Annotated in this window: 19 protein-coding genes; 12 read left to right on the top strand and 7 right to left on the bottom strand. The window is 73.2% G+C overall.

Annotated features, from left to right (window positions below):
* Positions 1–303 precede the first annotated feature (303 nt).
* The 8 genes from P696_RS0101525 to P696_RS0101490 all read left to right on the top strand — a co-directional run bounded on the left by P696_RS0101525 (position 304) and on the right by P696_RS0101490 (position 6,578).
* Positions 304–936, top strand: coding sequence for a LysE family translocator (locus P696_RS0101525; RefSeq protein ID WP_281174911.1), 633 nt, complete (start codon positions 304–306; stop codon positions 934–936).
* Between the two features lie 76 nt (positions 937–1,012).
* The gene (locus P696_RS57805; RefSeq protein ID WP_245627464.1) at positions 1,013–1,111 is read left to right on the top strand and encodes a LacI family DNA-binding transcriptional regulator; all 99 of its coding nucleotides are present in this window, start codon (positions 1,013–1,015) and stop codon (positions 1,109–1,111) included.
* A gap of 43 nt (positions 1,112–1,154) precedes the next feature.
* Positions 1,155–1,337, top strand: a complete 183-nt coding sequence (locus P696_RS0101515) for a DUF3099 domain-containing protein (RefSeq protein ID WP_026410953.1) — start codon at positions 1,155–1,157, stop codon at positions 1,335–1,337.
* Between the two features lie 25 nt (positions 1,338–1,362).
* Positions 1,363–1,989 carry a trimeric intracellular cation channel family protein gene (locus P696_RS0101510; RefSeq protein ID WP_026410952.1) on the top strand — a complete coding sequence of 209 codons (627 nt, stop codon included), beginning with the start codon at positions 1,363–1,365 and terminating at the stop codon, positions 1,987–1,989.
* Between the two features lie 47 nt (positions 1,990–2,036).
* Positions 2,037–2,849: a formate dehydrogenase accessory sulfurtransferase FdhD gene (gene fdhD / locus P696_RS0101505; protein WP_026410951.1), complete on the top strand. Its 813-nt coding sequence runs from the start codon at positions 2,037–2,039 to the stop codon at positions 2,847–2,849.
* Between the two features lie 85 nt (positions 2,850–2,934).
* A complete protein-coding gene (locus P696_RS0101500; protein ID WP_084336649.1) occupies positions 2,935–3,870 on the top strand; it encodes a metal-dependent hydrolase in 936 nt (311 codons plus the stop codon).
* A 90-nt stretch (positions 3,871–3,960) separates the two neighbouring features.
* The gene (locus P696_RS0101495) at positions 3,961–4,806 is read left to right on the top strand and encodes a M24 family metallopeptidase (protein ID WP_026410949.1); all 846 of its coding nucleotides are present in this window, start codon (positions 3,961–3,963) and stop codon (positions 4,804–4,806) included.
* Entirely contained in the window at positions 4,803–6,578 is a 1,776-nt protein-coding gene (locus tag P696_RS0101490; RefSeq protein WP_026410948.1) for an SDR family oxidoreductase, read from the top strand. The genes P696_RS0101495 and P696_RS0101490 overlap by 4 nt, the downstream gene beginning before the upstream one ends.
* Here P696_RS0101490 and P696_RS42505 read toward each other — a convergent pair.
* Positions 6,534–8,495 (bottom strand): AfsR/SARP family transcriptional regulator, encoded by a 1,962-nt coding sequence (locus tag P696_RS42505; RefSeq protein WP_051466554.1) that lies wholly within the window; start codon positions 8,493–8,495, stop codon positions 6,534–6,536. The genes P696_RS0101490 and P696_RS42505 overlap by 45 nt on opposite strands.
* Positions 8,496–8,835: 340 nt before the next feature.
* Between P696_RS42505 and P696_RS42500 the strand changes: the two genes are divergently transcribed.
* Both P696_RS42500 and P696_RS0101470 read left to right on the top strand, forming a co-directional pair.
* Positions 8,836–10,269 (top strand): phenylacetate--CoA ligase family protein, encoded by a 1,434-nt coding sequence (locus P696_RS42500; protein ID WP_051466551.1) that lies wholly within the window; start codon positions 8,836–8,838, stop codon positions 10,267–10,269.
* Positions 10,266–11,135, top strand: a complete 870-nt coding sequence (locus tag P696_RS0101470; RefSeq protein ID WP_026410947.1) for a hypothetical protein — start codon at positions 10,266–10,268, stop codon at positions 11,133–11,135. The genes P696_RS42500 and P696_RS0101470 overlap by 4 nt, the downstream gene beginning before the upstream one ends.
* Before the next feature lie 4 nt (positions 11,136–11,139).
* On the opposite strand, the gene P696_RS0101465 is transcribed toward P696_RS0101470, so the two are convergent.
* The 5 genes from P696_RS0101465 to P696_RS42495 are packed head-to-tail and all read right to left on the bottom strand — an operon-like array spanning position 11,140 to position 16,677.
* Positions 11,140–12,324: an ABC transporter ATP-binding protein gene (locus P696_RS0101465; RefSeq protein WP_026410946.1), complete on the bottom strand. Its 1,185-nt coding sequence runs from the start codon at positions 12,322–12,324 to the stop codon at positions 11,140–11,142.
* Between the two features lie 33 nt (positions 12,325–12,357).
* Entirely contained in the window at positions 12,358–13,182 is an 825-nt protein-coding gene (locus P696_RS0101460; RefSeq protein WP_026410945.1) for a carbohydrate ABC transporter permease, read from the bottom strand.
* Entirely contained in the window at positions 13,182–14,090 is a 909-nt protein-coding gene (locus P696_RS0101455; protein ID WP_026410944.1) for a carbohydrate ABC transporter permease, read from the bottom strand. The genes P696_RS0101460 and P696_RS0101455 overlap by 1 nt, the downstream gene beginning before the upstream one ends.
* Positions 14,087–15,364 carry an ABC transporter substrate-binding protein gene (locus P696_RS0101450; protein ID WP_026410943.1) on the bottom strand — a complete coding sequence of 426 codons (1,278 nt, stop codon included), beginning with the start codon at positions 15,362–15,364 and terminating at the stop codon, positions 14,087–14,089. The genes P696_RS0101455 and P696_RS0101450 overlap by 4 nt, the downstream gene beginning before the upstream one ends.
* Positions 15,364–16,677 carry an NAD(P)/FAD-dependent oxidoreductase gene (locus tag P696_RS42495; protein WP_034482982.1) on the bottom strand — a complete coding sequence of 438 codons (1,314 nt, stop codon included), beginning with the start codon at positions 16,675–16,677 and terminating at the stop codon, positions 15,364–15,366. The genes P696_RS0101450 and P696_RS42495 overlap by 1 nt, the downstream gene beginning before the upstream one ends.
* 261 nt (positions 16,678–16,938) lie before the next feature.
* Between P696_RS42495 and P696_RS0101440 the strand changes: the two genes are divergently transcribed.
* Complete coding sequence (locus P696_RS0101440) at positions 16,939–17,376, top strand: CBS domain-containing protein (protein WP_026410942.1); 438 nt, start codon at positions 16,939–16,941, stop codon at positions 17,374–17,376.
* Between the two features lie 104 nt (positions 17,377–17,480).
* Here the strand turns inward: P696_RS0101440 and yczR are convergent, their stop codons facing one another.
* Positions 17,481–18,956 carry a MocR-like transcription factor YczR gene (gene yczR / locus P696_RS0101435; protein ID WP_034482702.1) on the bottom strand — a complete coding sequence of 492 codons (1,476 nt, stop codon included), beginning with the start codon at positions 18,954–18,956 and terminating at the stop codon, positions 17,481–17,483.
* Between the two features lie 70 nt (positions 18,957–19,026).
* Between yczR and yczE the strand changes: the two genes are divergently transcribed.
* Entirely contained in the window at positions 19,027–19,659 is a 633-nt protein-coding gene (gene yczE / locus P696_RS0101430; protein ID WP_026410940.1) for a membrane protein YczE, read from the top strand.
* Positions 19,660–19,701: the final 42 nt, after the last annotated feature.

Here is a 19,701-nt window from a genome sequence, read left to right as displayed (position 1 = left end):
TGATCGGGACGCTGGTGTCACCCGCCGAATCATGGGCGTCTCACGCTTTGTTCTCCTCCGGCCGCCTCGGCGCGTCTTCGGGAGCGGGGAGGACGCCTCGATTCGGAGTTTTGCGCTGATCAGCGGCGTCTACGAGGGTGCAGTCGTGCTGCCCCTAGAGGTCGTGGGCGGTACTCGGCCAGCCGCACCCCAGCCGGTCGCGCTGGTACTTCGGCGGTGTTCGAGCGGGCCGTGTGAGCTCGGCGGACGGTGTGGGCCGGGGGGCTTTCGGGGCGGGGCTACGATCGGCGGGTGCCTGCGCTTATGTTGCCGTTTTTGCTTGTTGTCGCTGTTCTGACCGTCACTCCGGGGCCGGATATGGCGCTGGTGCTCCGGAACGGCGTGCGAGGTGGGCCGAGCGTCGCGTGGTGGACGGGCCTGGGGTGCTGCCTCGGCATCGCGGTGCACGCCTGCGCTGCCGTGGCCGGGCTGTCGGCGTTGCTCGCCGCCTCGGCCGCCGCGTTCACGGTCGTCCGGCTGGCGGGCGCGGCCTATCTGGTCTACCTCGGGGCTTCCGCGATCTGGCACGCCCGGCGGCGGTCCGGCGGATCGGGGCGCGAGGCGTACGCCGAGACGTCCGCGCCCGTTGTGGCGGTCACGCGGACGGCGGCGTTCCGGCAGGGGCTGCTGAGCAACCTGCTCAACCCCAAGATCGTGCTGATCTTCCTGACGCTGCTGCCGCAGTTCGTCGCGGACGGCGAGCCGCGCCTCGCGACGACGGCCGTTCTGGCCGGGGTGTTCCTGGCCTGCGCCGTCCTGTGGTGGCGGCTGTTCTCGCTGCTGGTCGGGGCGCTCGGGCGGGTGCTGTCGCGGGAGCGGGTGCGGCGGGTGTTCGACCGCGTCACCGGGACGGTCCTGGTCGGGCTCGGCCTCCGGATGGCGCTGGAGCACGGCTGAGGCGGAGGGAGACGATCATGGTGGCGCTGGAGGATGTCGCGCGGCGGGCGAGGCTATCGCTGGCGCCCGCGTCCGGGTGCTGAACGGAAGCACCCAGAAGGTCGGGGACGCCCTGCGTCAGCGGGTCGAGCGCGCCGCGGCCGAGTTCGGCTACCGGCCGGACGTCACGGCGTAGGTCCTCGCGCGCGGCCCGGCGGGGTGCGACGTAGCCTGGAGACATGAGGCGCCGCAAGGTGGCGTACGGCATCATGATGGGCACCTGCCTCACGCTGTTCGTCCTGTCCTGGACGGTGGTCGCCCGGTTCAGTCCGCCGGCCGCCATCGTGATGTCGATCATCGCCATGGTCATCCCGCCGTTCGCCGCGATCGTCGCCAACTGGGGCATCGACCGCCGGGACTGATCCGGCGGCCTGAGATGATCGCCTTGTGAGTGATCTCGGAATTCCCGGCGCGCTCGACCTCGCCGGGATCTTCGTGTTCGCGGTGTCGGGGGCGCTCGCGGCGGTGCAGAAGCGGCTGGACGTCGTCGGCATGGTGGTGCTGGCCGAGATCACCGCGCTCGGCGGCGGGGTGCTGCGCGACGTGGTGATCGGCGCGGTGCCGCCCGCCGCCTTCACCAGCGTCGGCTATGTGGTCGTCCCGCTGCTCGCCACGGCGCTGGTGTTCTTCTGGCACCCCCAGGTCACCAGGATCATGCCGACCGTCATGATGTTCGACGCGGCCGGGCTCGGCCTGTTCTGCGTCACCGGCGCGATCAAGGCCCTCGACTACGGCCTGTCCCCGCTGCACGCGGTGCTGCTCGGGGTCATCACGGCGGTCGGCGGCGGCATCCTGCGCGACATGATGAGCGGGCAGATCCCCTCGGTGCTCTACGACCGGCAGCTCTACGCGCTGCCCTCCCTGGTCGGCGCGACGGTCGCGACGGCCCTGTGGGAGGAGGGGCTGCACGGGGTGTTCGTGTCGGCCGGGTCCGCGCTGCTGGCGTTCGGGCTGCGGTTGGCCGCGATGCGCTGGAACTGGCGGACGCCGCGCGCCCGGGGCGTGCGCGACTGATCGTCCGGTGAGCGGGTGGTAACCAAGCGAGGGAGTAGTTTCGGAGCATGGGGCGGATCACGGTGCGCAGGCCGGTGGAACGGCTGGCGGTGGGCGGCGCGCGGAACCGGCGGGCGGACACGCTCGCGGTCGAGGAGCCGCTGGAGATCCGGGTGGCGGGCGCGCCGCTCACGATCACGATGCGGACGCCCGGCGACGACTTCGACCTGGTCGCCGGGTTCCTGGCGGCGGAGGGGATCGTCCGGTCGGCCGACGACATCGCGGCGATGCGGTACTGCGCCGACACCCACGAGCAGAACACCCTGGACGTGGTGCTCGCGCCCGGCGTCCGGCCGCCGGACGCGTCGCTCGTCCGCGCGTTCACCACGACCAGCGCCTGCGGGGTGTGCGGCAAGTCGAGCATCGAGGCGCTGCGCGCCGAGCGGCCCTACGACGTGGCGGCCGACCCGCTGGAACTGGACGCCGAGGTCCTGGCCTGCATGCCCGAATCGCTGCGCGCGGCGCAGCGGGTGTTCGACCGGACGGGCGGGCTGCACGCGGCGGGGCTGTTCGACGCGTCCGGCAAGCTGCTGGCGCTTCGGGAGGACGTCGGACGGCACAACGCGGTCGACAAGGTCGTGGGCTGGGCACTGCGCGACGGCCGCCTCCCGCTGGCCGGGACGGTGCTCATGGTGAGCGGCCGGGCGTCGTTCGAGCTGACCCAGAAGGCGATGGGCGCGGGGATCCCCGTCCTGGCGGCGGTGTCGGCGCCGTCCTCGCTCGCGGTGGAGCTGGCGGAGGACGCCGGGATGACCCTGGTCGGCTTTCTTCGTGGCTCGACGATGAACATCTACACCCGTGGCGGCCGAATTCGCGCATGAAGTGACTACTCACCAGTAGGTCACTTCTGTACCCTGCTCCCCATCCCACCCGTGCGGGCGTGGGACGGACCCCGAAGGAGCGCCCATGGCCGAGTCCCTTACTCCCAGGGGGACGGACTTCGAGATCGACGAGCGGCACCCCCCGATCCGGCCGCGCCGGGTGGTGTTCGACTGGTCGTCCACGCCGCTGCACTGGATCCCCGGGGATCCGGTCGCCACGCACATCATCAACTCCTTCCATATCGTCCTGCCCGAGGGCGAGAAGTGGTTCATCCAGGCCGTCCGGGACGCCCGGCCCCACCTGCGCGACGAGACGCTGCTGGAGGAGATCCGCGGGTTCATCGGCCAGGAGATGGTGCACGCGCGCTCGCACCAGGGCGTGCTCGACCAGATCCTGGAGGCCAACGGGATCGACACCGAGCGGATCACCCGCCAGATGGCGGCGGGCAACGCCCAGCGCCCGGCGGACATGGAGAAGCTGAAGGCCAGGTCGCCGCGGTCCTGGCGGCGGCGGCTGCGGTTCGAGCTCGCGGCGGTCTCCTCGATCGAGCACTACACCGCCGTCCTCGGCCAGTGGATCATGGACAACCGGCGGCTGGACGAGGCCGGCGTGGACCCGACCATGCTGGACCTGCTGCGCTGGCACGGCGCCGAGGAGGTCGAGCACCGGTCCGTCGTGTTCGACACCTACCAGGCGATGGGCGGCCGGTACCCGATGCGCGTGGCCGCGTGGGTGGTGTCGCTGTTCTTCCTGTACTGGGCGCTCATCGGCGGCTCGCTCTACCTGCTGAGGCAGGACCCGACGGTCCGCGGCAGGGTGACGCTGCCGCGCGTGTGGCTCGCCTACCGGCGGTCGGTGCGCAGGGGGCACGTCCCGGGCATCTTCAAGCTCCTGCTCGGTGAGGCCCCGGTCTACCTGCGGCCGTCCCACCACCCGTCGCAGATCTGCTCGACGCCCCGCGCGCTCGACTACCTCATGACGTCCCCCGCCGCGAAGGCCGCGGGGCACAACCCCTACTAGGAGGAGCGGGGCCCTGGAAGCGGCCCGGGGTGGCGGGGGTCACCCGCGGGCCGACTTGACGGGGGCCCGTGCGCGCGCTTAATTAACACTGTGTCCAATAATGTCGCGCTCGCCCGCACCGACAACGCGGCGGAGCTTGAGCGGTTCCGTGAGATCCAGCGCCTGTGCTACCAGTGCGCCGAGGAGGTGGCGGCCACGCTCGAGCCGGGCGTGACCGAGCGCGAGGCGTGCCGCCGGATGCGGCGCTGGCTGCGCGACCACGGCGTGGACGACTGGCTGCACACCCCGTTCGCCTGGTTCGGCGACCGCACCGCCTTCCAGGGGTTCAAGGTGCCCACCCAGTTCCTGCCGAGCGGCAGGCGGCTGGAGGAGGGCATGCCGTACATCCTCGACATGGCCCCGGTGAAGAAGGGCTTCTCCGCCGACATCGGGTACGGGGGCGTCCTGGGCGAGAACCGGATCTGGCAGCAGCTCGACGCCGACCTCGCCGCCCACCGGACGCTCATCCTGGAGCTGGTGCGTGAGCGGCGGACGTTCGCCGACATCTACGCCGAGGTGGACGCCCTGATCGACCGCCAGGGCTACCAGAACCGGCACAGGAAGTACCCGGGACGCGTCATCGGGCACCAGGTCGGGATCATCGGCGGGCCGCTGCCGAAGGGCGTCGGGTTCCCGTTCGGGGTCCGGTTCCTCCAGACGATCGGCCGCGAGCTGGTCAAGGAGCGGCTCGAGGGCCGCTCGCCGCTGTGGAACGGCGCGAGGCAGTCCCAGCACCCGCCGACGCCCGGCCTGTGGGCGGTCGAGCCGCACATCGGGTTCCGCGGCGTCGGGGTGAAGTTCGAGGAGCTCCTCGTGGTCACCGAGGACGACGCGTACTGGCTCGACGACGACCTCCCCCACGTCCACCGCTGGGCCGCACGAAAGGCGTCCGCATGACCTCCCCGCAGACCTCGGAGACCGTCCGGCGCAGGCGTGTTCGGGGGGACGGTGTCGATCTGGCCGTTTACGAGCAGGGGGATCCGGCGCGTCCGACCGTCCTGCTGATGCACGGGTACCCCGACACGCACGCGGTCTGGGACGAGGTGGCCGGACGGCTCGCCGAGCGGTACCACGTCGTCCGGTACGACGTGCGCGGCGCGGGGGCGTCGTCGCGGCCGTTCGGGAAGCGGAACTACACCTTCTCCTACCTCATGGCCGACATGACGGCCGTCCTCGACGCGACCGCGCCGGAGCGGAAGGCGCACCTGGTCGGGCACGACTGGGGGTCGATCCAGGCGTGGGAGGCCGCCTGCACGATGCCGGAGCGGTTCGCCTCGTTCACCTCGATCTCCGGGCCCTGCCTGGACCACGTCGCGGGCCTGACGCGCCGCAACCTGCGGCGTCCGACGCCGCGGAACGTGCGGAACGGGCTCGGGCAGGCCGTCCGGTCCTGGTACATCTACTTCTTCCAGACGCCGCTGCTGCCCGAGATGGTGTGGCGGGCCGGGATGGCCGGGGCGTTCGCGAAGGCGCTGGAGGTCGGCGAGGGCGTCCCGTCGCGGGACGGGCATCCGGCGCGCACGCTGCCGCGCGACGGCGCGGCCGGGGTCGGCCTGTACCGGGCGAACATGCTGCGGAGAATGCGCCGTCCGCTCGACCGACGGACGGACGTCCCGACGCAGGTCATCGTCCCGACCAAGGACCTGTTCGTGTCGCCGCACCTGGTCGGCGGGCTCGGCGACCGCGTCCCGGACCTGTCGCTGCGGACGATCCCCGCCGGGCACTGGGTGGTGCGCAGCCACCCGGAGGTGATCGCGCGCTGGATCGGCGAGCACATCACCGGGACGACCGGCGGCACGCTGACCGCCGCCGAGTCCCGCGCGCTGCGCCGGGCCCGGGTCGCGCCGGACCGGCGGCCGTTCGAGGGCTCGCTCGTGGTCGTGACCGGCGCGGGCAGCGGCATCGGCCGGGCGACCGCGCTGGCGTTCGCCGAGCGCGGCGCGGAGGTCGTCGCCGCCGATCTGGATCCGGCGTCCGCGCAGCGCACCGCCGAGCTGGCGCGCCTGCTCGGCCCGGACGCGCACGCCTTCCAGGTGGACGTGGCGGACGCGGACGCGATGGAGGACTTCGCCAAGACCGTCCTGCACGACCACGGCGTCCCCGAGGTGGTCGTCAACAACGCCGGGATCGGCATGGCGGGCGGCTTCCTCGACCACACCCCGGACGACTGGAAGCGCGTCCTGGACGTCAACCTGTGGGGCGTCGTCCACGGGACGCGGCTGTTCGCGGGGCAGATGGCCGAGCGCGGGCAGGGCGGCCACATCGTGAACACGGCCTCGGCCGCCGCGTTCACGCCGTCCCGGACGCTGCCCGCCTACGCCACGAGCAAGGCGGCGGTGCTGATGCTCAGCGAGTGCCTGCGCGCCGAGCTGGCGGGCCAGGGCATCGGCGTCACCGCGATCTGCCCCGGCGTCGTCAACACCAACATCACCAGGACGTCCCGGTTCGTCGGACGGGACGCGGCGGCGCAGCAGCAGGACCGCGAGCGCGCGTCCCGCGCCTACGCGCTGCGCAACTACGGCCCGGACCGGGTCGCCGAGCAGGTCGTCCGGGCCGTGCTGAAGGACCGCGCGGTCGTCCCGGTGACGCCCGAGGCGCACGTCAGCCGCCTGGTCTCCCGGCTGTCACCCGGGTTGATGCGCCTGTTCGCCCGCATCGACGTCGGCTAGTCCCGGCGCGCACTCGGACGCGTGCCCGGAGGCGCACTCGGAGACGTACTTCAGAGCCTGTCCGGGGACGCGCCCGGACGCCTGCTCTCCGACGCCCTCGGAAACGTACTCCAGAGCGCCCTCGGGAACGTGCCCGGGCACGCGTTCGGAGGCGTACTCGGAGGCGTACTCGAGGGCGTGGAGGCGCAGCAGCTCGGGGAAGCGGTAGGTGTCGTGGCCGCCGACGTCGTGCCCGGCGAACTCGATCAGGCCCGCCCCGGCCAGCTCGTCGATGACGTCCTCGGCGTTCTCCAGGCTCACCCCGAGCGCGACCGCCGCCTCGGTGGCGCAGAACCGGACCGAGCGCGGGCCGAGGACGGCGAAGGCCCGCCGGGCCGGGGCCGCCAGCGCCAGCGTCGCGGTGGCCAGCACCCGGCGCAGGTCCAGGTCCGCGGCGCGCAGCTCGTCCAGGCGGCGGGCCGCGCTGTGAAGCCGGGCGGCGAACCGCCCGACCTGGGCGTGCGGGCGCATCGCCAGCCGGGTCCCGGCGATCCGCAGGGCCAGCGGCAGGAAGCCGCACAGCTCGGCGATCTCGGCCACGGCCTCCGGCTCGGCCTGCGCGCGGGCCCGCCCGGCGATCCGGGCGAGCATCTCGTGCGCCGTCGCCGCCGGGAACGGGCGCAGCGCGGTCCGGTGCAGGCCGGGCAGGCCGGACAGGCCGGGCAGCGGGCCGCGCGCGGTGACCAGCGCGGCGCAGCCGGGCGCCTGCGGCAGCAGCGGACGGACCGCCGCCTCCCGCTCGGCGTTGTCCAGCACGACCAGGATCCGCCGCCGGGACAGCAGGTCGAGGTACTGGTCGACACGCTCCTCCATCGCGTCCGCGACGTCGGCGACGCCGAGCAGCCGCAGGAGCCTGGCCAGGGCCCGCGCCGGGTCGCCGCCGTGGTCGCGCAGGTCGACGTGGACGCAGCCGCCCGGGAACGCGGCGCCCAGCATGTGCGCCAGCCGCACGGCGAGCGCGGACTTCCCGGTCCCCGGCGCGCCGGAGATCGCGCAGACGGTCGGACGGTCGCCCTGCGCGCCCTCGGCGAGCACCTTGAAGAGACGGGCGATCTCGACCTCCCGGCCGGTGAAGTCGGCCAGGTCGGCGGGCAGCCGCAGGGCCTGCTCGGCGGCGCCCTGAGGGCCCGCGGCCCGGACGGGCGGGTCGAGCACCGGGTCCTCGGCGTGGACGGCACGTTCCAGGGCGCGCAGCCGGGGGCCGGGGTCGAGCCCGACCTCCTCGCGCAGCAGCCGCCCGCCCTCCCGGAAGACCTCGAGCGCCTCGGACTGGCGTCCGCACCGGTACAGGGCGATCATGAGCTGCCCGCGCATCCGCTCGCGCAGCGGGTGCCGCTCGACCTCCGCCAGGATCTCCCCCACCAGTTCGGTGTGGCGGCCCTCGGCCAGTTCGGCGTCGAAGCAGTCCTCGACGGCGGCCAGCCGACGCTCCTCCAGGGCGGGCGCGGCCCGCCGGACGAAGTCGTGGGCGGCGCCGCCGAGGGGCTCACCGTGCCACAGCGCGAGCGCGTCCCGCAACAGCGCCGCCGCGTCCGCCGTGCGGCCCGCCCCGGACGCGGTCCGTGCCAGCTCCGTGCTCCGCACGAAGACCGCCAGGTCGACGCTGCACGGCTCGGCGTCCACCATGTACCCCGAACCCCGACGGACGATCGTCCCCGCGCCGAGGACGCGGCGCAGGCCCGAGACGTGCTGCCTGATCTGCGCGCGGGCGGTCTCCGGCGGAACCGCCCACAGCACCTGGACCAACGAGTCGTCCGAGACGACCCGGCCGGGTTCGAGCAGCAGCGCCGCCAGCAGCGCCCGCCGCAACGCCCCGCCGATCGCCAGCGGCACACCGCCGTCGCGCGCCTCCACAGGCCCGAGCACCGAGAACTCCATCGTTCGTCCCCCTCGCGCAGCCTTCGGCGAGGCCCGCCCGTTCCGGACTGGCCCCCGTGCCGAATACAAGATCAATAAAGAGGTCGATAGCCGCCGCGTCAAGGGCTCCCCGCACGATGAAGTCGTTCGGGCCGACCGGTCCGGACACCTCAGGGAAGGGAGGCCACCATGGCCGCCGTTAAGATCGCCGCCAAGCAGGTCCGCTACGTGACCGGCTCGATGACCGCCGTCTTCTTCGGCTACTGCTCCGTCTCCTGAACATGACCCGGGGGTGCGGGGAGGGTCGCCCTCCCCGCACGCCCGGTCCGTTTCCAAGCAGAGGCGACCCCGCGGAGGCGAAGTGCTGGAGACCGGGATCCGACAGATCCGGGTGGCGATGGCGATGGTGTTCGGCCGGCGGATGAACCCCCGGCTGGTGGAGCGGCTGGTGGACGACGCCCTCGCCACGCTCCACGAGTTCGGCTCACCCGGCGACGACGTGGACCAGCTGGTGGACGGGCCGTTCAACGACCCGAACGAGCGCCGCGACCTGCAGACCCGCGCCCTGCGCCGCACCGCCCGGCGGCTCGCCGACAAGTCGGTGTTCTACCGCGAGCGGTTCGAGGCCGCCGGGGTGGACCCGGCCGGGCTGACCCTGGAGTCGCTGCGCTCGGTCCCGGTGACCGTCAAGGACGACATCGTCGCCCGCTCCGCGGACATGATGTGCGGGGCCCCCTACATCAGCACGCAGACCACCGGCACGACGGGCACGCCCACCCGGGTGTGGCTGTCCCGGTACGAGATCGAGCTCTGGCCCGCGCTGATCGCGCTGGCGATGCTCCTGCGCGCCGAGATCCGACCGGGCGACTGCATGCAGATCAACATCAGCTCGCGCGCGACCGCCGCCATCCAGGAGGACCTGGGGCTGTTCCGGCTCGCGAACGCGCCGGCGCGGGTCGTCGGGCAGGTCCCCCCGGACGAGTCGATCGACCAGCTGCTGGACCGGACCGGACCGGCCCCGACGATCCTGACCGCCTATCCGAGCTACCTCGGGCAGCTCGTCTCGGCGGCCCGGCGCCGCGGGCTCGGCCCGGACGACTTCGAGCTGCGGACGATCTTCTCCGGCGGCGAGGTGCTGTCACCGCACCTGGCCGAGGCGGCGTGCGACACCTTCGGCGTCCGGCGCGTCCACGACCCCTACGGCGTGACCGAGCTGCTCCCCGTGGGCGGCCGGACGTGCCTGGGCGGCCACCTGCACCTCGACCTGAACATGGGCTACACCGAGGTGAAGCGCCTGGACTCCGACGAGCCCGCCGACGTGGGCGAGCTGGGCACACTCGTCGTCACGCCGTTCTACCCGTACCGCGAGTGCATGCCGGTGCTGCGCTACGACACCCGCGACGTGGTGCGCGTGCTGCCCGACGGGCTGGACTGCGAGCTGGCGGGCGTCCCGGCGGTGTCGAAGATCCTCGGCAAGGAGAGCAGGCTGCTGCGCACCCGGGACGGGATCGTCACGCAGCGCGACGTGATCGAGGCGCTGGACGGGCTGCCGGGCGTCGAGTGGCCCGTCCGGCACCGGGCCACGGTCGCCGGGGACGGCCGCCTGCACCTCACGGTCGCGGCACGCGGGCCGTCCCCGTCGGACGTGGTGAAGGCGTTCGCCGACCGGGACCTCGACGTCACCGCCGAGATCATCGAGCTGGACGAGGACGAGGCCCGGCTGTTCCACACGCTGCGCTGCGACCTGCGCGAGGAGACCTTCACCCGCGCGCCCGGCCCGAAGGAGACCCCGTGAACACAGGCCAGCAGATCTACTCCACCGGCGTCACCCTCGCCTTCGCGCTGGCCGTCCCCGCGGGCGCGGTGCTGTACCTCCGGCATTTCCGGGTGCCGCGTCCGCCGGTCGGGACGTTCAACGGCCGCGACATCGTGGTCATGATGGGGTTCGTCCTGGCGCTGCCGTTCGTGTACCTGGCGCTGCCCGGCGCGGCGCTCCCGGCGGTGCTGGCGCTGGTGTTCGCGGGCGGCCTGACCGTCGGCTACCAGCCCGTCGTGGGCCGCACACCGCTGCGCTGGGCCCTGATCCTCGCGCTCCTCGCCACCGACCTCGCCGGACACCGGCTGCTCGGCTCGGACTCCCCCGTGTACTGGCTGGCGAACAGCGCGATCGTCGGGCTGGTGGTCGTGTCGGCGACGAACCTGAACGTCCAGGGCGGCATGCGGTTGCGGCACATCGCGTGGTTCGTGCTGGCGCTCGCCGTGTACGACCTGACGTTCGCGACCGCGATCCCGCTGACGCAGGATCTCGTCGAGGCGATCCAGGGCTACCCGTTCGCGCCGTCCGTGGGCCTGCGGATCGGTGACTACTCCAGTGTGCTCGGCATGGGCGACCTGCTGGCGTACTCGCTGTACTCCACGGTGTCCTACAAGGCGTACGGACGGTCCGGCCTGCGCCTCGCGCTCGTGCTGGTCGCGGTGTTCGGCGCGATCCTGCCGACGCTCACGCCGCCCGTCCTGGACGCCCTGACCGGCCACCGGCCCGACCTGATCCCCGCGCAGGTGCTGTTCGGCCCTGCCGCTTTCGCCGGGTACCTCGCGCTGCGGCGGCGCGGCCCCGAACGCCGCATGGTGGAGCTCACCACGCTCCCGGCCCTGGCCTGACCGGCTACGCCCGGTCGTCCGGTCCGGGCGTCAGGTTCAGGCCGCTGTCCGGGTCGAACAGGTGGAGCGCGGACGGGTCGAAGACGAGCAGGACGTCCTCGCCCTCCCGCGCCGGGGACCTCGGGTCGAGGTGCGCGACCAGCTGCACGTGGGTCTCCCCCGAACCTCCCTGGAACGCGTCGGCGAGGTGATCGGACTGGATCGCGCCCGCCTCGTCCAGCGCGATGTAGGCGAGCTTCTCCGAGCCGAGCGACTCCAGGATGTCGATGTGCCCGGTGACGGTGTGGTGGCCGTCCGAGATCCCGTCGGGGGCGAGCCGGGCGTCCTCGAACGCCTCGGGACGCAGGCCCAGGATGAGGTCCTCCGGCGCGTCGCGTTCGGCGAGCGCGCGGCGCGTGGCCCCGGTGAGCGGGACGTCCCCGATGACCGTCGTCAGGTGGTCGCCGGTGACCCGGCAGGGCAGGAAGTTCATCGACGGCGAGCCGATGAACCCCGCGACGAACAGGTTGCGCGGACGGTCGTACAGCTCCTGGGGCGGGCCGATCTGCTGGACGACGCCCCGGCGCATCAGGACGATCCGGTCGCCGAGGGTCATCGCCTCGGTCTGGTCGTGGGTGACGTACACCGTGGTCGTGCCGAGCCGCTTCTGCAGCCGCGAGATCATCGTGCGCATCTGGACGCGCAGCTTGGCGTCCAGGTTGGACAGCGGCTCGTCCATCAGGAACGCCTTCGGGTCGCGGACGATCGCGCGGCCCATCGCGACCCGCTGCCGCTGCCCGCCGGACAGGTGCGCGGGCTTGCGGTCGAGCAGCTCCCCGAGGTCGAGCAGCCGCGCGGCCTCGTCGATCCGCCGCCCGGCCTCGGCCTTGCCGGTCTTCGCCAGGCGCAGCGGGAACCCGATGTTCTCCCGGACGGTCATGTGCGGGTACAGCGCGTAGGACTGGAACACCATCGCGATGTCGCGGTCGCGCGGCGCGCGCTCGTTCACCCGCGTCCCGTCGATGCGCAGCTCGCCGTCGCTGATGTCCTCCAGCCCGGCGATCATGTTGAGCGTGGTGGACTTCCCGCAGCCGGACGGCCCGACCAGGATGATGAACTCGCCGTCGGCGATGGTCAGGTCGAACCGCTCCACCGCCAGGGTGCCGTCCGGGTACCGCTTGGTCAGCCCCGCCAGGACGATCTCAGCCACCGGTCACCCCCTTCCGGCCTCCCCCGCCACCCGTCATCCCTTCACCGCGCCGGACGTCAGCCCGGACACGATCCGCCGCTGGAACACCAGCACGAACACCACGATCGGGATCGTGATCACCACGGCCGCCGCCGCGATCGACCCGGTCGGGTCCTCGAACTGCGAGGAGCCGGTGAAGAACGAGATCGTGGCGGGCGCGGTGCGGGCCGCGTTCGACGAGGTCAGCGAGATCGAGAACAGGAAGTCGTTCCAGCACAGGATGAACGCCAGGATCGCGGTGGTCACCACGCCCGGCAGCGCCAGCGGCACGATCACCAGCCGGAACGCCTGGAACGGTGTCGCGCCGTCCATGGTGGCGGCCTTCTCCAGGTCCCACGGGATCTCCCGGAAGAACGTCGAGAGCGTGTAGATGGTCAGCGGCAGCGCGAAGGTCACGTATGGCAGCACCAGCCCGGGCCAGGTGTCGAACAGCCCGAGCCGCCGCTCGATCTCGAACAGCGGCGTGACCAGCGAGATCTGCGGGAACATCGAGATCAGCAGGGACACCCCGAGCACCGCGTTGCGGCCGGGGAACCTCAGCCGGGCCACCGCGTAGGCGGCCATCGTGCCGAGCGCGATCGCGATCGCCGTGGAGATCAGCCCGATCCCGATCGAGTTCACCAGCCCGCGCACGAAGTCGTCGTTCTGGAAGATCCCGGTGTAGTTCGACCACGTCCACCGGGTCGGCCAGAACGTCCCGGCGCTGACGGTCGACGGTTCCTTGAACGACAGCGACGCGATCCACGCGACCGGGACCAGCGCGTACACCAGGACGAGCAGGTCGAGCAGCGCCCACCTGGCGCGCGAGTTCCCGCCCATCAGCGCCCCCGGTCCTGCCCCGGCGCGGACGCGCCGAGCACCTTGACGAACACGACCGGCACCACGGCCACGCCGAGGAAGACCAGCACCGACATGGTCGAGCCGATGCCGAGGTTCAGCCCGGAGACCAGGTTGTGGTAGGCGATGATCGACACCGACGAGGTGCTCTGCGCGCCGTTGGTCAGCACGTAGATGTCATCGAAGATCCGCACCGCGTCCAGGGTCCGGAACAGCAGCGCGGCGAAGATCGTGGGCGCCATCAGCGGCAGGACGACCAGCCGGAACCGCTGCCACGCGGACGCGCCGTCCATCGCGGCGGCCTTCAGGGTGTCCTCGGGCACCAGCGCCAGTCCCGCCATGAGCAGCAGCGACATGAACGGCGTGGTCTTCCAGACCTCGGCGACGATGATGATCCCGAGGGCGGGCCAGCGCTCGGTCAGCGGCGCGCTGCCCGCGGGCAGGAACCCGGCGAGCCATCCGGTGCCGGGCGTCCAGGCGTACTTCCAGCCGTAGGCGGCGGCGACCGTCACGATGCCGTACGGGATCAGCACCGCCGCGCGGACCAGGCCCCGGGCGACCAGCGTCCGGTACATCACCAGCGCGATCGCCATCCCGAGGACGAGCTCGATCGCCACGCTGACCACGGTGACGACCGCCGTCACCGCGACCGCGTTCCACCAGAACGCGTCGGTCAGGACGGTCCCGTAGTTCGCCAGTCCGATCCACGCCTTCCTGTCCGGGAAGCGCAGGTCGTAGCGCTGGAGTGACAGCAGCACCGAGTAGAGGACGGGCCAGCCGGTCACCAGCAGCATCACCAGCCCGGCCGGGGCGCACAGCCACCATCCGAGCCTCCGCTCGTCCCGGGCCCCCCGCCCGGCCGCCCTCCCCCCGGTCGCGCGCCCGGTCACGGCAGCACTCCCCGGCTCTCCAGCGCGTCCCCGATGAGCGAGCGCAGCGTGCGCGACGTCCGCGGCGGGTCGATGGACCGGGGCGGCGACAGCGTCACGGCCGTCACCGTCGAGACGTTCTGGTAGGTGGGCGTCTTCGGACGCGGCGCGGCGGTGCGCAACGCGTCCTTGATCGCCCGCCGCATCGGGTACGCCTTCGCCATCCCCGGCGCGTCGTACACGGCCTCGGTCGTGGGCGGCAGGCCGTCCTCGACGGCCGCGACCCGCTGGCTCTCCGGATCGCGCAGGCACAGGGCCGCGCGGAACGCCGCCCGCGGGTGCCGCGAGTACCGGCTGACCGCGAAGTTCGCGCCGCCGAGCGGAGACCGCCCGACGCCGTTGACGCCCGGGTACGGCGCCCAGCGGAAGCGCGCGGCCATCCCCGGACGGTTCGCCAGCATCGACGCGTACACGAACGGCCAGTTGATCTCGTAGGCGCCGCGCCCGGCCTCGACCGCGAGCCGCGCGTCGTCCTCCTGGGTGTTGGACAGCGACGGGTCGGCGGCCTCGGACCGGGCGAACGCGCGCATCACCGTCAGCGCCGTGAGGGCGGGCGCGCCGAGCGCGACGTGCTCGCCGTCCGGCGTCAGGATGCTCCCGCCCGCCGACGCGACCAGGCTGTTGAACCAGACCACCAGGCCCTCGTACTGCGCGCCGGTGACCTCGCCGTACGCGGGCCTGCCCTCCCGGGCCAGGCGCGCGGACTCGGCCATCAGGCCCGACCACGTGCGCGGCGGGCTCGGGATGAGGTCCGACCGGTACCAGAGCAGCTGGACGTTGGTGTTGTACGGCGCCGCGTAGAGCCCGCCATGCCAGGTCGCGGTGTCGAGCGGCGCCGCCAGGGTGCCCTGCCGGACCTGCGCGGCGTCCGCTCCCGTCCACCGGCGGATCCAGCCCGCCTCGGCGAGTTCGGCCGTCCAGGTGACGTCGAGTCCGAGCACGTCCAGGCCGGTGTCCCCGGCCGCGAGCCGCCGGACGAGCTGCTCGCGCTGGTCGTCCGCGCCGCGCGGCAGCGTGTTCAGCCGGATCCGGTACGCGCCGCCCGCGAGCCCGTTGCAGCGTCCGACGATCCGCGCCAGGTGCTCCTGCGGCGCGTTGTACAGGTCCACGACCGGCGGCCCGGACGCACCGGACCCGCATCCCGCCGACGCCCCGCCGACCAGCAGCCCACAGGCCAGCAGCCCGCTCGCGGCGGCGCGCGCGCCGCCGCGGCCCGGCGCCCGCCGGATCCGCATCAGACCGTCGCGGCGACCGTGTGGCCGAGGTCGACGGGGACGCCGGTGCGCGTGTCCAGGAACCCCATCCGGATGAGGTCGTCCCCGCCGACGGCGTGCAGGCCCCACTGGGCCAGGACGCGCGCCTTGGTGCGGTATCCCGGGAGCGTCGACAGGTGGTACCCGCGTGCGAGGGCCTGGGCGAGCGGCCCGGTGAGGCTCGTCCCGAACGTCCGCGCGACCGCCTGCGTCCCGCCCAGGTCCACGACCATGCCGAGGTCGCGGTGCGCGTACCGCCGCGCCGGACGGCCGTGCAGGCCCGCCGCGACGTTGGCGGCGGCCACCCGGGCCTGCCGGGTGGCGTGCTGCGCGGTCGGCGGGCAGATCGCGCCGCCGCCCTTCACCACGTTCGGGACGGCGGCGGCGTCGCCGAGCGCGATCACCTCGGGGAAGCCCGCGAGCCGCAGGTCCGCGCCGACGACCAGGCGGCCCTTCTCGGTGGGCGCGTCCAGGGTCGCGACGACCGGCGACGGCTTCACCCCGGCCGTCCAGATCAGGGTGTGGCACGGCAGCGTCCGGCCGTCGGTGAGGCGCGCGGAGTGGGCGTCGAGCTGTTCGAGGCTGACCCCGAGCCGGACGTCCACGCCGCGCCGCCGCAGCGTCATCATCGCCACCTCGCCGAGCCGCGCGCCGAGCTCGGGAAGCAGTTTGGGCGCGATGTCGAGCAGCGTCCACGACAGCAGGGCCGGGTCGAGCCGCGGGAAGCGCCGCAGCGCCTTGTAGGTCAGCAGCTGCAGGTTCGCGGTGGTCTCGACGCCGGAGTAGCCGCCGCCGACCACGATGAAGCCCAGCCGCGCCGCGCGCTCCTCCGGATCGTGGGTCGCCGCCGCCAGCTCCAGCTGCGCGATCACGTGGTCACGCAGGTAGACGGCCTCGGCGAGGTTCTTCATCCCGTGGCCGTGCTCCTTCAGGCCGGGGATGTCGAAGGTGCGGGTGACGCTGCCCGGGCAGAGCACGAGCCGGTCGTAGCGCAGCGTGGTCTGGTCGCCGTCGATCTTGCTGACGGTGACCGTCCGCTCGCGCAGGTCCACGCCGAGGGCGGTGCCGGGGACGAACCGGGTGCGGTGCAGCAGCCGGTGCAGCGGCCCGGCGATCGCCCGCGGATCCAGCGTCCCGCACGCGACCTCGGGCAGCAGCGGCTGGTAGAGCGTGTAGCCGAACGGCGCGACGAGCGAGATCGCGGCCTCGGCCGGGCGGAGCGTCCGCTCCAGGCGGCGCGCGGTGCCGTATCCGGCGAACCCGGCGCCCACGATCACGATGCGGGGCACGGTCACGGCGACTCCCTTCGACCCGTTGTCGGTCGCGGACCGCGTCCACGACCGGGACGCTGTGCGACTGATCACCCACTCTAGGTAACCTTCTCGAGGAGGGGTCACACCGGGGTCGGCACAAGGCGTTCGCCCCGGTTCAACGACAAATGTCGTAGCCGATTCGTCAGGCTTTGCCCTCCAAGGGTTCCCCCGCGCGCGTCCTCCGTGCGACGTTGGGCAAGACCCTCACCGCCAACCCTGCACCCGACCCCCGGAGCGTGTGAGATGCGTATACGCGACATCCTTCGCAGGAAAGGAGGCACGGTGGCCACGGTCCGCCCGGACGCCACCGTGCGCGAACTGCTGGCCGTCCTCGCCGAGCACAACATCGGCGCGGTCGTCGTGTCACCGGACGGCGCGGCCATCGCCGGGATCGCCTCCGAGCGCGACATCGTGCGCCGCCTGCACGAACACGGCGCCGACCTGCTCGACCGCCCGGTCTCGGCGATCATGACCGAACGGGTGCGCACCGTCGCGCCCGACACCGCCGTGGAGGACCTGCGCCAGACCATGACCGAGCACCGGATCCGGCACGTCCCGGTGCTGGAGGACGACCGGCTCGCCGGGATCGTCAGCATCGGCGACGTGGTCAAGAGCGCGATCGACGAGCTGGAGAGCGAGCGCGAGCACCTGGTCGGCTACATCCGCCGCACCGGCTCCTGACCGGCCCCCACCCCGACCACCGCGCGCCCGATGGCCGTCCCGGCCCGGCGCCCTGATCAGCGCCCCGCCCGGCCCGCCCGCGGAAAACAGCGCCGTGGCGCGTCCTAGACCAGGACGCGGAGCGGACGGGCGGGCGGGGCGTCCCGCAGGTCCTCACGGGCCAGCGCGAGCCGTCCCACGGCCTCCCGCAGCGTCGCGGGCGGCAGCACGAACGGCAGCCGCAGCCGGTCCTCCAGGACGCCGTCGGCGCCGAACACCGGCCCGGCGACCACCCGGACGCCGCGCCGGGCCGCGGCCTCGGCGAGCCGCGTCGCGACCGGTGCGCCGACCCCCACCCACAGTGACATGCCGCCCGGCGGCACCCGGAACGTCCAGTCGGGCAGGTGCTCGTGGAGGGCGTCGACCAGGGCGTCCCGGCCCGCGGTCAGCGCGGCGACCCGCTCGGCGCGCATCTCGTCCGCGCGCAGCAGCAGCTCCCGGACGATGATCTGGTCCAGCACCGGGCTCGCCATGTCCATCGACTCGCGGCCGACCGCGATCCGGCGCGCGACGGGCGCGCTGGCCCGGATCCACCCGATCCGCAGCCCGCCCCACCCGAGCTTGGCCATCGAGCCGATGCTGATCACGTGGCCGTCCCGGTCGTAGGCGGCGACCGGGAGCGGCTCGGGCACGGCCGGGTCGAGCGCGAGGCCCGCGAACGTCTCGTCCACCATCAGCAGGGTGTCGGCGGCGCGGGCGGCCGACACCAGCGCGTCCCGGTCCCCGTCGCCCATGAGGTGGCCGGTCGGGTTCTGGAAGTCGGGGATCATGTAGGCGATCCGGACGGCCGCCTGCCGCATCGCCCCGGCGATCAGTTCGACGTCCCAGCCCGCGCCGACGCCGACCGGGACGAGCCGGGCGCCCCGGCGGCGCAGCGCGTCCAGCGCGTTCGGGTAGGCGGGCCGCTCGACCAGCACGCCGTCCCCCGGCGTCATGAACATCTCCAGCAGCATGCCGAACGCCTGCTGCGCGCCGTTGGTCACGATGATCTGGTCGGCGTGCGTGGGGACGCCGCGTTCGGCGTACCCGGCGGCGATCACCTCCCGCAGCTCGGGCAGGCCGGCCGGGTCGTAGCCGGGGCCGCCGTAGTGCCGCGGCAGCGTGGCGACCGCGGCCTCCACCGCCTCGTGGAAGATCGCCGGGACGGCCGGAGCCGCGCAGCCGAGGTCGATGAACCCGGCCCCGGCCTCGGGCGCGTGCGCCATCCCGAAGCGCGGCACGACCGCGCCGGACGCGACGGGCGACCGCAGCGCGGTCGAGCCGTCGGTCGGGAGGGCCGTCCAGCTGCCCGCGCCCTGCCGGCTCTCCACATAGCCCTCCGAGCGCAGCCGGTCGTAGGCGGCGGTCACGGTCGTGCGGCTGACGCCGAGCGCGGCGGCCAGGTCGCGCTCGGCGGGCAGCCGGGTGCGGAGCGCGAGCCGCCCGTCCTGGACGAGGCGGCGCACCGCGCGCGCGAGTCCCGCGTACAGCGGCCGCTCGCGCGGCACCTCACCCAGCAGCCGGGCCAGTTGCAGTCCACTCACGTACCGCGTTCCGTTCATATGGGCCACTTTCGCACATTGGCCCTATAGTCACCAAGCCACTTGTACCACTATGACCGATATGAACGGAATGGCCTTGACGCTTCGCCGACTCTTCCAGCTCTACGTCGGACTGGCCCTCTACGGCTTCGGGATCGCCCTCCAGGTGGACTCCACCCTGGGCAACGACCCGTGGGACGTGTTCCACCAGGGCCTCGCGCGCCAGTTCGGGCTGTCCCTCGGCGCCTGGATCATCATCGCCGGGGCGGTGGTCATGCTGGGCTGGATCCCACTGCGGCAGCGGCCCGGACTCGGCACGATCAGCAACGTCCTGCTGGTCGGGGTGTTCGCCGACCTCGGCCTCTGGATCCTCCCCGACCCCGACGGCACGGCCCTGCGCTGGACTTACCTGATCGCCGCGATCCTCATCGGCGGGTTCGCCACCGGCTGCTACATCGGCGCGGGCCACGGCCCCGGCCCGCGCGACGGCCTGATGACCGGTCTGGCCTCCAAGGGCATCCCGATCCGCGTCGCCCGCACCGGGATCGAACTGACCGTCCTGCTGGTCGGCTGGCTGCTCGGCGGCACCGTCGGGATTGGAACGGTCCTTTACGCCGTCCTGATCGGCCCGATCTGCCACTGGACGGTCCCCGCCCTCGCGATCAAGCTCCCCTCCCCCGAACAGCCCGCCGAGGACCCGGTCGTCGAGCCGGTCGCAGTCTGACCACCGGAACGTCCCGAACCGCGAGCACGCCCCCCGAACGCC

The organism is Actinomadura oligospora ATCC 43269 (assembly GCF_000518265.1).
Taxonomy (GTDB): domain Bacteria; phylum Actinomycetota; class Actinomycetes; order Streptosporangiales; family Streptosporangiaceae; genus Spirillospora; species Spirillospora oligospora.
Note: the sequence above shows the minus strand (reverse complement) of the source record. Positions and strands in the feature narration are given on the sequence as shown.